Source organism: Rhizobium sp. BK316 (assembly GCF_014193695.1).
Taxonomy (GTDB): Bacteria; Pseudomonadota; Alphaproteobacteria; order Rhizobiales; family Rhizobiaceae; genus Rhizobium.
Genome location: NZ_JACHZR010000003.1, coordinates 315,835 through 329,290, shown reverse-complemented (window position 1 = coordinate 329,290; position 13,456 = coordinate 315,835). Strand labels below are relative to the sequence as shown.

The following is a 13,456-nucleotide window of genomic DNA, read 5'->3' as shown; positions in this document are numbered from 1 at the left end:
GCTTACTTGTGAAGGGCGGCCCGTAGCGTGTCGTTGGCCACCGAGATCGCGCCGCGCACAGCAGGCGTTTCGGCAATCGCGTTCAGAAGGACGAAATCGTGAATCGTGCCGTTGAAGCGGATCGAAGTCACCTTCACACCCGCCTGGGTAAGCTTGCGGCCATAGGCTTCGCCCTCGTCGCGCAGCACGTCGTTTTCATCGGTGATGATCAGTGCCGGCGGCAGGCCATTAAGCTGCTCGAGCGAGGCCTGCAATGGCGAAGCGGTCGGCTCTTTGCGCTTGGCCTCGTCAGGCAGATAGGCGTTCCAGAACCATTTCATGGCTTCCTTGGTCAGCCACGGGCCATTGGCGAACTGATTGTAGGAGCCAGTGTCGAAATTGGCATCGGTCACGGGGTAGAACAGCACCTGCTGGTCGATATCTGGACCGCCGCGTTCCTTGGCAAGCAGCGTCACGACGGCTGCCATGTTACCGCCGACACTATCGCCAGCAACGGCAAGGCGGCTGGCATCGACATGGAATTCCTTGGCGTGATCGGAGACGTATTTCGTCGCGGCATAAGCCTGTTCGATAGCAATCGGGTAACGCGCTTCCGGCGACCGATCGTAATCGACGAAGACGACAGCAGCCTTGGCGCCGTTGGCGATTTCGCGCACGAGCCGGTCATGTGTGTCAGCATCACCCAGTACCCAGCCGCCGCCATGGAAATACATGACGACAGGCAGCGTGCCCTTGGCACCCTCGGGGCGAACGATGCGCAGCTTGACGCTGCCGGTCGGCCCGACCTTGATGACCTTGTCTTCTTCCTGGGCGGCAAGCTTTTTCACGTCACCCTTCTGGGCGCCGGCGAGAATGTCGCGAGCCTCATCCGGCGAGAAGGTATAGATCGGCTTGGAGCCGGTCAGGCTATCGATGAATTTCTGCGTTGTCGGTTCCAGCACCGGATCGGCAAACGCCCCGACAGCGGAAGCTGCCAGAATTGCTGCTGCGGAAACTGCGGTCTTGATCGTCGACATTGTCTTGTCCTCTTGGGGTTTGTTGCGTTCATCCTGAACACGCCTTTTATATCGCACACGATTTATTATCGTGCGATATATATTTTGGCATAGCTGCCATGCACTAAAAGCGCATACGATCATTTATCGCACGATATAATATCTGCCAGTTTTGGAGATTGAGATGTCGGACCAGCTGAAACTCGATACGTTCATCTGCTTTGCCGTCTATACGGCAAGCCACGCGTTCAACCGCGTCTATAAGCCGCTGCTCGACGAGCTCGGTCTCACCTACCCGCAATATCTGGCAATGGTCTGTCTCTGGGAAGAAGACGGCCAGACCGTCGGCGGCCTCGGCGAAAAGCTCTTCCTGGAATCGAGCACGCTGACCCCGCTCCTGAAACGTCTGGAAACGGCAGGCTATATCCGTCGCGAACGCAGCAGAGAGGACGAGCGCGTCGTCGTCCTGCGCCTGACCGAGGAAGGTAAGCGGCTGAAGGAAAAGGCCGAGACCGTGCCGGGCTGCATCATCGACGCCAGCAACCGCAGTGGAGATGAGCTTGCACGGCTGCAGGCAGAGATCGTCGCGCTGCGCGAAGCACTGAACAAGAGCACATCCTGACGCCAAGCGCGCCCCGCGGCAGGCTCATTCCGGCTTGCGCGGCAACGCTGGAAAACCGGCTAAGTCCGCTTCTTCTTCCCCTCATAGGGATTGTCCGGTGACCGGTAGTGGATCCGGATCGGTACACTCGGCATATCGAAATCCGCCCGCAACCCGTTGATCAGATAGCGCGTATAGGATTCCGGAAGCGCATCCGAGCGGGTGCAGGACACCATGAAGGCCGGCGGGCGGGCCTTTACCTGCGTCATGTATTTGAGCTTGATGCGGCGCCCGGAAACGGCCGGCGGTGGATGCTGGACTTGCTGCTGCTCCAGCCAGCGATTGAGCTTGGCAGTCGAGATGCGCTTGTTCCAGACGCGATCGGTATCGATGATCGACTGCATGAGCTTGTCGAGGCCCCAGCCGGTCTGACCGGAGATCGGCACGGCACGAATGCCGCGCGCCTGCGGCAGCAGCCGGTCGGTCTTTTCGCGCAGGTCAGCAAGCACGGCCTGGCGATCCTCGATCATGTCCCACTTGTTGAAAGCGAGAACGGCCGCGCGGCCTTCGCGCAACACGAGATCGACGATATGAAGATCCTGCTTCTCGAAAGGGATCGTCGCATCGAAGACGATGACGACGGTCTCGGCAAAGCGGATGGCGCGTAGTGCATCGGCGACGGAGAGCTTTTCCAGCTTCTCGATCACCTTGGCCTTGCGGCGCATGCCAGCCGTATCGAACATCTTGATCGTGCGGCCGCGCCAATCCCATTCCACGGAGATGGAATCGCGCGTGATGCCGGCTTCCGGCCCCGTCAGCAGCCGATCCTCGCCGAGGAAGCGATTGATGAGCGTCGACTTGCCGGCGTTCGGACGACCGACGATCGCGACGCGCAGCGGCTTGGTGTCGTCATAGGCGGGCTCTTCGTCGTCTTCGCCCTCTTCCCCCGTCGACTGCGGCAGGTCGACATCGGTGACGGCAACGTCTTCTTTCGATGGATAAGCGATATCCTCGCCGAGCGCAGCAACGATGGCGTCGCGCAGATCGAGCATGCCCTGCCCATGTTCGGCCGAAATCGGCACGGGTTCGCCAAGCCCCAGCGAGTAGGCATCGTAGAAACCGCTGTCGGAACCGCGCGCCTCGGACTTGTTGGCAACGAGCACGACCGGCTTGCCGCGACGACGCAGCATCTCACCGAGCGCCGTATCGACTGGCGTCAGCCCGGTTTTAGCATCGACGACGAAGAGCGATAGATCGGCCTCGTCGATTGCCGTTTCCGTCTGCTGGCGCATGCGGCCCTGCAGGCTCTCATCCGTCATCTCTTCGAGGCCTGCCGTATCGACGATTGTAAAACGCAGGTCGATGAGCCGCGCTTCGCCCGGGCGGCGGTCGCGGGTCACGCCTGGCGTGTCATCGACAAGCGCAAGCTTCTTCCCAACCAGCCGGTTGAAAAGCGTCGACTTGCCGACATTCGGGCGACCGACGATGGCGACCGTGAAACTCATTCTTTTCCCTTAAGCCTTAACCCTGCGCGGCGGGCGCCTTGCCGGATGCGGTGATGAGATCAAGCATCATATGAGCACGATTGGCAACATTGCGCGGACTGTCGACATCGTCGACGATCGACTGAAACCACTGGCGCGCCTGAGCCATGTTGCCGGCCTTGTAGGCGGCAAGGCCAAGCGCCTCGCGCGCCGAATGGCGGAAGGCATTGCCCGGTACGGCCATTTCTTCGACGGCGGCAGAAACCTGTTCATAGGTGCCGTTCTCGATCAGCAGCCAGCCGGCGCGCATCTTGGCGGCATCCTGCACGGCAGCCGGAACGGACTTATCCTTGGCGATGGCCTGGAAGGACGCGATCGCGCCGGCATTGTCGCCCTTCTGCGACTGGACGGTCGCTGCACGCATGCGCGCCAGAACCGGATAGGCGCCGTGGCCTTCCTTTTCCAGCTTGTCGAGTGCGGCGAGCGCCTCATCCGTTTTGTTCTCGTCGGCAAGCTTCATCGCCGCCAGGAACTGGTCGCCGGCGCCGGAGGAACGGGTATCGTCCCAATACTCGTAGGCGACCTTGCCGATGGTTCCGAGCACGATGAGAACGGCAATGGCAATGATATAGCGGCCAAACCGGCGCACTGCGCCCTTCATCTGGTCGGAACGCAGTTCCTCGTTGACTTCACGAATGAAGCTGTCGTCGTTGAATGCCATTCTCGTCTCCGGCCGCGGATACCCATACACAGTGCAAAACGCACATTGTCGGGCCTTCTACTCCATTTTGCGGCCGTTGTAAGGGGGATATCGCAGAATCGTCACGAAGCAAGCATCGGCAGCGGGGCAACACCGATCAGCCATTCGTGAACACGCCAGATCATCAGGACCCAGACGATCGCGCCGATGATGACGGCGTAGAGATCATACTTGGCCGATACGAAGGTGGGCAACGTGATCTCTCCGCGCTGCTGGCGCCGCTTCAGCGAGATGCGAAGCACCACGCCCCAGATCAGGAAGGCTGTAAAAAGCAGCACCGAATAGGCTTCGCCGTTCGACAATAGATGGGCAAGCGCCCAGATCTTCACCGACAGCACGATCGGATGTTTCGTCTTCGTCTTGATATAGCCGGCTGGCAGGAAACCGGCGACCAGACAGATCACCGCGATCAGCATCAGCGTGACGGTAAGGTGGGCCATACCAACAGGCGGATTATAAAGGAGGCCGATCGGCTCGCTGCGCGCCACACCGAAGGCGTAGATCACGAAGATCAGCGTCAGGATGCTCGCAACCGAATGGATAGCCATCCAGGCAGGCTTGCCGATCCCATCGATCATCGCTTGCCGGAAGCCCGGCACGACGACGCGGATCAGATGAACGCCGAGGAAGAGAATGAGGCTGAGGACGAGCAGAGCCATGATGATCTGGTTTTCCTGTTTGATGGTCAGCCATGAATTACCGGCAGAAGAGGAAAATTGCCAGCGAGACCGCAGCTTCGCCGCAATTCTGTAACAGGAAAACCGCAATGCAAATTGTCGCGGTGCCCATGTTTCGTTCGATTTTTCCTGCGTCCCTCGCCCTGTCCCTGATTTTTCCTGCCGTTGCCGAGGCCGCTGACAAGCCGAAGCAGCTGGTCATCATCTCCTTCGATGGCGCTCACGATAACGCACTCTGGCAGAAGAGCCGCGAAATGGCGGCCAAGAACGGCGCGCACTTTACCTACTTCCTTTCCTGCACCTTCCTGATGAATGAGGCAGCGAAGAAGGCTTACCAAGCTCCTCATCAGAAACGCGGAAAATCCAATGTCGGTTTCGCGCAGAGCGACGACGAGATCCGCGAGCGCCTCGGCAATATCTGGCACGCCCACCTCGAGGGGCACGACATTTCCAGCCATGCCTGCGGTCATTTTGACGGAAGACAATGGAGCGAGGCGGACTGGTCGGCCGAATACGCGGCCTTCAAGACGACGCTGAAGAATGCCTGGAAGGGCGTCGGTCTGGACGCACCGGCCGGCTGGCAGGATTTGGTCGACCACGGCATCAAGGGTTTTCGCGCACCCTACCTGTCGACCGGCGGCGGTGCGGACATGATCGCAGCCGAGAAGAAAGCAGGCTTCACCTATGACGCAAGCCTCGTCACCAAGGGGCCGGCCATGCCGGTCGAGGAACACGGGGTCATCCGCTTCGGCCTGCCGCTCATTCCGGAAGGCCCGGCCGAAAAGCCGATCATTGGAATGGATTACAATCTCTTCGTCCGGCACTCCAAGGGCGAAGAGGATTCCGCCGATAGCGCCGCTTTCGAGGAGCGCGCCTATGCGGCCTTCAAGGAAGCCTTCGACAGGCAATACGCCGGCAGCCGCATTCCCCTGCAGCTCGGCTTCCACTTCGTGGAGATGAACGGCGGCGCCTATTGGCGTGCGCTCGACAGGCTGGTCAGCGACGTCTGCCACAGGGCCGATGTTGCCTGCGTCAGCTATTCCGAAGCGATCCCCATGATCGAGGCACGTGGCCAGCTACAGGAGACATCCGGGTTGTAAGGCACCTGGCGCTTAAAACCTCTGGATATCAAAAACCACCTGCACCAATTGATTGCGTCCGACCTGCGCTTTGATAAGCATTACATCATGAATGCACGCAAGCATAGGTGGTGGCGTCATGACGGCTATTGTGGACTTCGAGTGTCTGACCGACAAAGACGAATTTCCCATTTGTGAAACCGGCTTTTTCATCTGGGACATCGTCACCAACCTTCTTTACGGCGACGGAGCGGTCGCCGAAATGTTCGGACTTGATACCTCGGACGCGGCAAGCGGCCTGCCGCTCGAGGCCTATATCTCCCGCATCCATCCGGAGGATCAGCCGGCGGCCGCCAGGATCATCCATGATACGATCCTGACACAGGAGCCGGAACACCAGAGCTACCGCACCCGCTGCGCCAACGGCGCCTTCCATCAGGTCATGGCCTTCGGACGCTGCTTCCGCGACAAGAACGGCATTCCGTCCCTTTATGGCGGTATCGTCTTGCCCCTTCCGGAGGAAGCGCCGGTGGCCACGCCGCTGCTCGACCATTGCCTCGCCGCCTATGACATCGCCCTCAGAGAGGGCAACGTGGCTGTTGCGGATCATATTCTGGAGGCATTGATGGATTTGGATTGGAAAAATACGGGGTGCAACCGCCCGAATTGACGATCTGCCGGACTCTCAAACCGAAAGGGCCACCGTTTCGGTAGCCCTTTCTGTTTTTGTCAGCCGTCGACGTGAACGACGCCAGCCTCACGCTCTAGATAGCGCTGATCGATATCCGGCAGGGGCTCATCGTCAATTGCCGCCTCAAAAGCTTTGAGGCGCTTGTGGATGGAGAGCAGTTCGATGATCGTCGTCCAGGAATTGACGAGATATTGGAAGGAATTGCTGACCTGGCCGAAAGCCGTCGCGATCTGTTGGAAGATACCGTAGGTGATGGCGCCGGCAACGATGGTCGGCGCCATAAAGAAATAGACGAAAAGATTGTCCGCCTGCAGATAAAACGAGCGGGCAACATTGAAATACAGATAGTGAAAGTAAAGCGTGAAATAATTTTTTCGCACCCTTGAGAACAGTTCCTGGACCGTCGGCGGCTGCGCCCGCTCGGCATGATCTTCGCCGTAAACCAGTTCCTTGCGGTAGGCCGCCTCTACGCGCTGGTTCTTGAAATTCAGACCAGGCAATTTGATGCCGGCGATAGCGAGCAGCGCGGTCCCGAAAGCCGACCAGAAGATGGCAAGCCAGAAGAGAGAGTTCGGCACTTCGCCAAGAATCGGCAGGCTCGTCACGTAATGTGACAGCGCCAGCATGATCGGCAGGAAGACGACCAGCGTCATCACCGAATTGATCAGGTTGATGCCGAGGCCTTCCAGGGTGCTGGAAAAGCGCATCGTATCTTCCTGCACACGCTGGGATGCGCCTTCGATATGGCGAAGCTTTTCCCAATTCGCCATATAGAAATTGTTCATCGCCGTCCGCCAGCGGAAGATGTAATGGCTGGTGAAAAAGTCGGTCAGGATCGACACGAGCATGCTGAGGAAAGCGATTTGCGCGAAGATCAGAAATAGATCGTAGAAGTTCTCGACAGTGATACCCGGCTTCTTCGTCAGCGCATTTTGCAAGAGATCGCCGAAAGGCCGACGCCAGTTGTTGATGACGACTGTGATCTGCACGCCAAAATAGGTCACGAAGATGATAAGCGCCGAGCCCCAGATCGACCACATCTTCCACGGATGGCTGAGTGCCTTCAAATGCCAGAAACCGCAAAAGATCAGCGCAGCTAAAAGGAAGTAGCCGTAAAACCAGAGATTTTCCGGCAGCAGGAAGAACGAGAGATCGATCGGCTGCTGCTCTTCGGGAACCGGCGTAAAACCAAGCGAAGCACCGAGACCGGCCGCGAAGAAATACCAGCCAAAAATTGCAGCCAGCGTCCAGACTGCGAGCGAAGTAAAGAACGCCTTTGGCTGGGGGAAGAAGGAATGAAACACGGGGAGTTTTGCTTTCCTGAACTGGAGTCACGGAAGAGTGGCGAACCACTGATTGCCCGGAAATTAAGGCAGTTCGAAGAAAGCGGCAATGGGTCCAGCCCATTGTTACGCACTTGTAATCACTTAAGGGATTTTCTTCATCACCGGCATGACCAGAGCTGCGCAGAAAACCAGCACGATTGCGGCGATGATGGTCGGCAGCACGAAATTTCCGGTTCCCTGTGCGATCCAGCCGGCAACGACAGGACCGATGATCTGACCGATACCGAAGGCGGCCGTCATCAGCGCCAGGATGCGGCGCGGGCTCTCGGATGACAGCCGGCGGCCGATCTGCAATCCATAGGCGGTGATGGCAAGGAACGTTGCGCCGAACAGCGCACCGCCGATCAGCGGTGCCACCGAATGCGGCAGTGCCACGGTCGCGAGCACGCCGACAGCCTCGATAATGAGGGCGGCCACATAGACGCCGCCGATCCCGAGCACACGCACGAAGGGCTTCCAGATGAACAACGCGATGGTGGCCGTCAGTCCCGCAATGAACCAGCAGAGGAATTCAACGATCGGCCCCGAGGCGCTCATGCGCGCGATGGCGACGAGAAAGGTTGCGGTGATGACGTAGCCGAAACCAAAAAGCCCGTAGGACAGCGTCAGCAGCACCATCGGCCGGTTCCAGGTGAGATCAGGCTCCTTTGCCTTGCCCGTATGTACCGGCGCCTTCGGCAGCAATGCCCAGACGATGCCAAAGCTGACAAGGCAGAAGAGCGCCCCGCCGATCCAGTCCGCGCGCCAGCCACCGGCTGCGTCGTCAAAGACATAACCCAATACAAACACCATGACGGAGGAAATCGCGATCCCCGCCCCCGGCCCGCCGAAATGCGTCGCCTGAACGTGATCATTGTTTGCAGCGGCCCCGTGGCTCAGCACGATTGCCGAACTGAAGACCAGCGTAAAGGCGCTTGCCACGCCAGCGAGGAAGCGGATGACCGCAAAGAGCATCACCGAGTCCGTCGCCGCCATGGCGGCAAGCAGGATTGCGGTCGCCAGCAGCGAAAGAAGCGCCACCAGCCGCTCGCGCCCCGCCGCCCAGCCATAGGCAGCTAGGACAGCACCGACGAGGTAGCCGACAAAATTGGCGGAAGCGATGAAACCCGCGTCGGCGGCCGATAGCGGCACGGCGACCATCATTCCCGGCAGGATCGGGGTGAAGGAAAAACGCCCGAAACCCATCGCCGCCGCCATGGCGACGGCGCCTGCAAGCGCTGTGGTGAGGAGATTGACCGGGCGGTCGTCATTGGGAGCCAACATGGCCCGTTTATCGCGCTGCAGCATGGTCGTCACAAGTGACTAATTCTGATGAGTTCTTCAATTTCACGAACAGATTTTTCGCAGCGCCTCTTGAATGATATATCTTACGATATATGTTTACGACATAGTGAGCGATACATCGAAACCGAAGGAGCAAATCATGAGAGGTTTTCGGGGCGGATTCGTCGGTGAGGCGATGCGCATGGGAATGGGCCGCAGGTTTTCTGCCGGCGAGTTGCAGACGATCCTGCTGGCGCTTCTGGAAGAGCGTCCAAGCCATGGCTATGAACTGATCAAGACGCTGGAGGAGCGCTCCGGCGGCTTCTACGTGCCGAGCCCGGGCGTCATCTATCCCGCGCTCACCTATCTGGAAGAGACCGGACTGGCGGAAGTGGAAAACGAAGGGGCAAAAAAGCTCTACAAGATCACCGAAGCCGGCCGCCGGAAGGTGGAGGAAAACCGCGACATGATCGACCAGACGCTTGCCAAGCTGGAACGCATTGCCGAAGGCATGGCCTTCGTTAACCGCATGTTCGATCCCGACCAGCCCCAAGGCGGGGGCCGCGGTGGCCACGGCCATCGGCGTCGTGACCACGAGGACGATGAATTCGGCCGCGACCACAGCAACGTCCATGCCGCACGCCAGCTGCTGCGCTCCGCCCTGCGCATGCGCCATCCCTGGTCAACAAGCGAGGCTGCCAGGATTTCCGGGATTCTGGAGCGTGCAGCCATGGAGATCCTGCAGGGCGGCAAGACCGACCCGCAGCAGGACTAACGTCGCTTGAGCGAGTGGCGGCCGAAGTCGCCGCCCTACAGCGCCGCGCGTCTTTTTAAGACGCACAAAGGACGCTGTAACACTTTGAGTTTCTGCATAATTTTGTCCTTAAATCGATTCCGATTTAAGGAATTATGCAGTAGTCAGTCCTCGACCTTCAGGAGACCGCTTGCCAGGGATCGGAATGCTTCGACGACCTTTGCCAGAACGGCATGAGGATCATCCGCTGCGGCGATCCAGAGTGCCGCGCTGAGCGACGCTCCGTTGAGCAGGCGGGCCGCAGCCTCCGCATTGACGGGTCTGACCGCCCCTTCGTCGATCAGCGCCTGCATGGTCTGGGTCGTCGTGCGAAGGCAGGCATTCTGGCTCGGCCATTGCGAGGGATCACCCAGCACGGCTGGTCCGTCGAGCAACATGATACGCTGGATCTCCGGCTCCAGAGCCATCTCGATATAGGCGGTATATTCCGCGAGAAGGCCGAGCCAGGCCGTCTCCGCCCGGTCGCGCTCAATGCGCAGCCGCTCCCCCATCTCTGCGTCGATCTGGTCGATCACGGCCTGCAGCAGGCCCTTCTTGTCGCCAAAATTATGATAGAGCGCGCCACGCGTCAGACCGACATCGGCGGTCAGATCATCCATGGAGGCCGCCGCATAGCCCTTGACTGCGAAGGCTTTCCGGGCGGCCTGAATGAGCTTCGCCCGCGTCTGCTCCATCATCTGTGTCCGGGTTCTTGCGGTCATCACGATCTCCAAAATTCACATACGCACCGTATGTGTATTGACATACGCGGCGTATCTCCTGATATATCCACATACGGAGCGTATATCAATTGCAGCTCCGCATGACGGGCAAGCCCCGTATCCACGAATGCTTTCCCTCTCACGACGAACGCGTGTTCGGCGATGGGTACCCTTTTGTCTACAGGAGAAAAACAATGGCCAAGCGTGACGCGATCTTCCCGGCCGGCCGGCAGGCGCTCTATGAAATCAACCGCTATTCCGCGGCAATCCGCTCCGGCGACCTGCTCTTCGTCTCCGGCCAGGTCGGCAGCCGTGAGGACGGCTCGCCCGAGCCCGATTTCGCAAAGCAGGTGCAGCTTGCCTTCGACAATCTGAAAGCCGTGCTGGCGGCTGCCGGTGCCACATTCGACGACGTCGTCGATGTCACGAGCTTCCACACCGATCCCGAAGCACAGTGGCAGATCATCTCGGACATCAGAATGAAGGAAATCGGCGAGGCGCCCTATCCGAACTGGACGGCTATCGGCGTAAACTGGCTAGCCGGCTTCGATTTCGAGATCAAGGTCATCGCCCGCCTGCCGCAGGCGGCCTGAAGCAAAACATGAGTGCCGCACACAAAGCGCATGCGGCACTCTATGAAATCCTGATCACCTCAAGTTCCTGATCGCCGGCAGTGACGACATCTCCAACGGCCTTGCCCATGAGGAGCCGAGCGACCGGCGCAACATAGGAAATCGACCCGGCTTTCGGATCGGCCTCGTCCTCTCCGACGATGCGATAGGTCTGCACCCGCCCGTCATCGCGGCTGAAGGTGACCGTGCTTCCGAAGGCCACCACGTCGGTCGCGCTCGGGTCGGCAACCAGTTGCGCCGTGCGGACGCGTTCGACGAAATAACGCAAGTCGCGCAGAGGATTGGCCTGCTGCCGCCGCCGTTCGTTGACATCTTCGATCATGCTCGCAGCCTCATAGGCCTGGCGCGCGTCCTGCACCTGCAGTTCAAGTGCCTTCAGCCCGGCCTCCGTCACGAGATTGGGATGCGGCGAAATCGGCCGGTCGGGCAGCAGCGTTTCCGCTGCGGTTTCGGCACTTTCTTCCTTGGTAAAGGCAACAGCCATCTCGACCTCCAACAGCGAGGGTGATGCCCCTCAAGCCGCCAATGTCAGAATAATCGGCCCGTTGCGGGTTGCAACGACTGTGTGCTCGTACTGCACCGTCGGGGCTTGGGGATCGGCATAAAGCGTCCAGGCGTCATCGCCGCCTTCTGCCCACGTTGCCCCGAGCGACAGGAACGGCTCGACGGTAAAAACGAGGCCTTCCGTCATCATGCGCCGCTCGGACGGATCGGGCCAGGTGGAAAGCTCGGCCGGTTCCTCATGCAGCGAACGGCCGACGCCGTGGCTCGCGAGATTGGCAACGAGCGTATAGCGGTTCTTCTGGGCAAAGGCGCCGACGGCATTGCCGATCTTCGCCAGCGGCTCGCCGGCTTTGATCTGGTTGAGGCCGACCCACAGCGCCCGCCGGCCGTCCCGGCACAGCTTCTCGATCTTCGACTTGACCGGCGGCACGGCGAAAGAGGCGCCGGTATCGGCAAAAAAGCCGTCCTTTTCCGCCGAAACGTCGATATTGACGAGATCCCCCGGACGGATGACACGCGGGCCGGGAATGCCGTGGGCAATTTCCTCGTTGACGCTGATGCAGGTCGCGCCCGGAAACTGGTAGCAGAATTCAGGCGCCGAGCGCGCGCCGGCATCTTCCAGAACCTTGCGGCCGATCTGGTCGAGTTCGAGCGTCGTCATGCCCGGCTCCATCGCCGCCGCCATCACCTGTATGGCGTTGGCACAGATGCGGCCGATATCCTTGAGCTTGGTAAGTTCCTCGTCGTTCTCGATAACCATAGACCCGTTCCGGTTTCACCCGAGAGCGACAGGCTCTTCGTCAAGCGGTGGATTTCGCGTCTTCGGAAGCCCCAGTCAATGCCTTTCTGACGATCGGCGCTACTTTTGTACCGTAAAGTTCGATTCCGCGCATGATCTGGTCGTGCGGCATCTGGCCGATCGCCATCTGCAGCAGGAAGCGGTCGTTGCGGAAAACCTTGTGGGCGGCAATGATCTTTTCTGCCACCAGTTCCGGATCGCCGAGGAAGAGATTGCCGGTCGGGCCGCGCGACATGTCGAAATGCGCCCGGCTCGTCGGTCCCCAGCCGCGCTCGCGGCCGATGCGGTTCATCACTTCGGCCTGCGGACCGTAGAACTGGTCGGCCGCGGCCTCCGTCGTATCGGCGATGAAACCGTGAACGTTGATGCTGGTCTTCAGCTTCGTCGCATCCTGCCCCGCCCGGCGGGCCGCTTCCCGATAGAGATCGAACAGCGGCGCAAAACGCGGATATTCGCCACCGATGATCGCAAGCGCCACCGGCAGGCCGAGCGCACCGGCGCGCGCTGCCGACTGCGGCGTACCGCCCACCGCAATCCACAGCGGCAGCGGATCCTGCAGCGGCCGCGGATAAACGCCGCGGCCATGGATCGGCGCGCGCAGCTCACCCTTCCAGTCGACCACCTCGTTGTCGCGCAGAGCCAGAAGAAGATCGAGCTTCTCCTCGAAGAGCTGGTCGTAATCTTCGAGATTGTAGCCGAAGAGCGGGAAGGATTCGATGAAGGAGCCGCGCCCCGCCATGATCTCCGCACGGCCGTTGGAAATCAGGTCGAGCGTCGCAAACTGCTGGAACACCCGCACCGGATCGTCCGAAGAGAGAACCGTGACGGCGCTGGTAAGACGAATAGTCTTGGTCTTCGTCGCGGCGGCAGCAAGCGCGACCACCGGTGCGGAGGCCACATAATCAGGTCGATGGTGTTCGCCGAGCCCGAAGACATCGAGCCCGACCTGATCGGCGAGCTCGATCTCCTCGATCAGATGCCTGATCCGCTCGGCCGCTTCCACTCCCTTGCGGGAAGCGTTCGGATTGACGTCTGCAAATGTATAAAGGCCCAGTTCCATGATCGGCACCCTGTTGAACTTGCCCCTGAGATAAGGTCCGGCAGGGCTCG

The 13,456-nt window shown here is 59.9% G+C and carries 15 protein-coding genes; 5 read left to right on the top strand and 10 right to left on the bottom strand.

Going from position 1 to position 13,456, the window contains the following annotated elements; genetic code table 11:
• Positions 1-2 precede the first annotated feature (2 nt).
• Positions 3-1,016, bottom strand: coding sequence for an alpha/beta hydrolase (locus tag FHT87_RS15715; protein ID WP_183731802.1), 1,014 nt, complete (start codon positions 1,014-1,016; stop codon positions 3-5).
• A gap of 163 nt (positions 1,017-1,179) precedes the next feature.
• On the opposite strand from FHT87_RS15715, the gene FHT87_RS15710 reads away from it, so the two are divergent.
• On the top strand, positions 1,180-1,617 hold the full coding sequence (locus FHT87_RS15710) for a MarR family transcriptional regulator (protein WP_183731805.1): 438 nt from the start codon (positions 1,180-1,182) through the stop codon (positions 1,615-1,617).
• Positions 1,618-1,676: 59 nt separating this feature from the next.
• Here FHT87_RS15710 and der read toward each other — a convergent pair whose 3' ends face one another.
• From der to FHT87_RS15695, 3 genes are all read right to left on the bottom strand, one after another.
• A complete protein-coding gene (gene der, locus FHT87_RS15705; protein WP_183731808.1) occupies positions 1,677-3,101 on the bottom strand; it encodes a ribosome biogenesis GTPase Der in 1,425 nt (474 codons plus the stop codon).
• A 16-nt stretch (positions 3,102-3,117) separates the two neighbouring features.
• Positions 3,118-3,801, bottom strand: a complete 684-nt coding sequence (locus tag FHT87_RS15700) for a tetratricopeptide repeat protein (protein ID WP_183803147.1) — start codon at positions 3,799-3,801, stop codon at positions 3,118-3,120.
• A 101-nt stretch (positions 3,802-3,902) separates the two neighbouring features.
• Positions 3,903-4,499 carry an NnrU family protein gene (locus tag FHT87_RS15695; RefSeq protein ID WP_183803144.1) on the bottom strand — a complete coding sequence of 199 codons (597 nt, stop codon included), beginning with the start codon at positions 4,497-4,499 and terminating at the stop codon, positions 3,903-3,905.
• A gap of 128 nt (positions 4,500-4,627) precedes the next feature.
• On the opposite strand from FHT87_RS15695, the gene FHT87_RS15690 reads away from it, so the two are divergent.
• Positions 4,628-5,617 (top strand): polysaccharide deacetylase, encoded by a 990-nt coding sequence (locus FHT87_RS15690; RefSeq protein WP_183803993.1) that lies wholly within the window; start codon positions 4,628-4,630, stop codon positions 5,615-5,617.
• A gap of 118 nt (positions 5,618-5,735) precedes the next feature.
• Positions 5,736-6,266 (top strand): PAS domain-containing protein, encoded by a 531-nt coding sequence (locus tag FHT87_RS15685; RefSeq protein WP_183803141.1) that lies wholly within the window; start codon positions 5,736-5,738, stop codon positions 6,264-6,266.
• 59 nt (positions 6,267-6,325) lie between these two features.
• On the opposite strand, the gene sbmA is transcribed toward FHT87_RS15685, so the two are convergent.
• Complete coding sequence (gene sbmA, locus FHT87_RS15680) at positions 6,326-7,591, bottom strand: peptide antibiotic transporter SbmA (protein WP_183731820.1); 1,266 nt, start codon at positions 7,589-7,591, stop codon at positions 6,326-6,328.
• A gap of 123 nt (positions 7,592-7,714) precedes the next feature.
• The gene (locus FHT87_RS15675; RefSeq protein ID WP_183803139.1) at positions 7,715-8,896 is read right to left on the bottom strand and encodes a YbfB/YjiJ family MFS transporter; all 1,182 of its coding nucleotides are present in this window, start codon (positions 8,894-8,896) and stop codon (positions 7,715-7,717) included.
• Positions 8,897-9,056: 160 nt separating this feature from the next.
• Here FHT87_RS15675 and FHT87_RS15670 point away from each other — a divergent pair, with 160 nt between their 5' ends.
• On the top strand, positions 9,057-9,671 hold the full coding sequence (locus FHT87_RS15670) for a PadR family transcriptional regulator (protein ID WP_183731826.1): 615 nt from the start codon (positions 9,057-9,059) through the stop codon (positions 9,669-9,671).
• Between the two features lie 143 nt (positions 9,672-9,814).
• Here FHT87_RS15670 and FHT87_RS15665 read toward each other — a convergent pair whose 3' ends face one another.
• The gene (locus FHT87_RS15665) at positions 9,815-10,411 is read right to left on the bottom strand and encodes a TetR/AcrR family transcriptional regulator (protein ID WP_183731829.1); all 597 of its coding nucleotides are present in this window, start codon (positions 10,409-10,411) and stop codon (positions 9,815-9,817) included.
• 194 nt (positions 10,412-10,605) lie between these two features.
• On the opposite strand from FHT87_RS15665, the gene FHT87_RS15660 reads away from it, so the two are divergent.
• On the top strand, positions 10,606-11,004 hold the full coding sequence (locus FHT87_RS15660; protein WP_183731831.1) for a RidA family protein: 399 nt from the start codon (positions 10,606-10,608) through the stop codon (positions 11,002-11,004).
• A 40-nt stretch (positions 11,005-11,044) separates the two neighbouring features.
• Here the strand turns inward: FHT87_RS15660 and greA are convergent, their stop codons facing one another.
• Genes greA through FHT87_RS15645 form a run of 3 tightly spaced genes read right to left on the bottom strand, consistent with a single transcriptional unit; the run spans position 11,045 to position 13,406 of the window.
• Positions 11,045-11,527 carry a transcription elongation factor GreA gene (greA, locus tag FHT87_RS15655; protein ID WP_183803136.1) on the bottom strand — a complete coding sequence of 161 codons (483 nt, stop codon included), beginning with the start codon at positions 11,525-11,527 and terminating at the stop codon, positions 11,045-11,047.
• A 30-nt stretch (positions 11,528-11,557) separates the two neighbouring features.
• Positions 11,558-12,307 carry a type I methionyl aminopeptidase gene (gene map, locus FHT87_RS15650; protein ID WP_183731838.1) on the bottom strand — a complete coding sequence of 250 codons (750 nt, stop codon included), beginning with the start codon at positions 12,305-12,307 and terminating at the stop codon, positions 11,558-11,560.
• Between the two features lie 40 nt (positions 12,308-12,347).
• Complete coding sequence (locus FHT87_RS15645) at positions 12,348-13,406, bottom strand: LLM class flavin-dependent oxidoreductase (RefSeq protein WP_183731841.1); 1,059 nt, start codon at positions 13,404-13,406, stop codon at positions 12,348-12,350.
• Positions 13,407-13,456: the final 50 nt, after the last annotated feature.

Coding starts and splice junctions, on each gene's coding strand:
- FHT87_RS15715 (WP_183731802.1), bottom strand. CDS start 1,016: ATGTCGACGATCAAGACCGCAGTTTCCGCAGCAGCAATTCTGGCAGCT.
- FHT87_RS15710 (WP_183731805.1), top strand. CDS start 1,180: ATGTCGGACCAGCTGAAACTCGATACGTTCATCTGCTTTGCCGTCTAT.
- der (WP_183731808.1), bottom strand. CDS start 3,101: ATGAGTTTCACGGTCGCCATCGTCGGTCGCCCGAATGTCGGCAAGTCG.
- FHT87_RS15700 (WP_183803147.1), bottom strand. CDS start 3,801: ATGGCATTCAACGACGACAGCTTCATTCGTGAAGTCAACGAGGAACTG.
- FHT87_RS15695 (WP_183803144.1), bottom strand. CDS start 4,499: ATGGCTCTGCTCGTCCTCAGCCTCATTCTCTTCCTCGGCGTTCATCTG.
- FHT87_RS15690 (WP_183803993.1), top strand. CDS start 4,628: ATGTTTCGTTCGATTTTTCCTGCGTCCCTCGCCCTGTCCCTGATTTTT.
- FHT87_RS15685 (WP_183803141.1), top strand. CDS start 5,736: ATGACGGCTATTGTGGACTTCGAGTGTCTGACCGACAAAGACGAATTT.
- FHT87_RS15675 (WP_183803139.1), bottom strand. CDS start 8,896: ATGTTGGCTCCCAATGACGACCGCCCGGTCAATCTCCTCACCACAGCG.
- FHT87_RS15670 (WP_183731826.1), top strand. CDS start 9,057: ATGAGAGGTTTTCGGGGCGGATTCGTCGGTGAGGCGATGCGCATGGGA.
- FHT87_RS15665 (WP_183731829.1), bottom strand. CDS start 10,411: ATGACCGCAAGAACCCGGACACAGATGATGGAGCAGACGCGGGCGAAG.
- FHT87_RS15660 (WP_183731831.1), top strand. CDS start 10,606: ATGGCCAAGCGTGACGCGATCTTCCCGGCCGGCCGGCAGGCGCTCTAT.
- greA (WP_183803136.1), bottom strand. CDS start 11,527: ATGGCTGTTGCCTTTACCAAGGAAGAAAGTGCCGAAACCGCAGCGGAA.
- map (WP_183731838.1), bottom strand. CDS start 12,307: ATGGTTATCGAGAACGACGAGGAACTTACCAAGCTCAAGGATATCGGC.
- FHT87_RS15645 (WP_183731841.1), bottom strand. CDS start 13,406: ATGGAACTGGGCCTTTATACATTTGCAGACGTCAATCCGAACGCTTCC.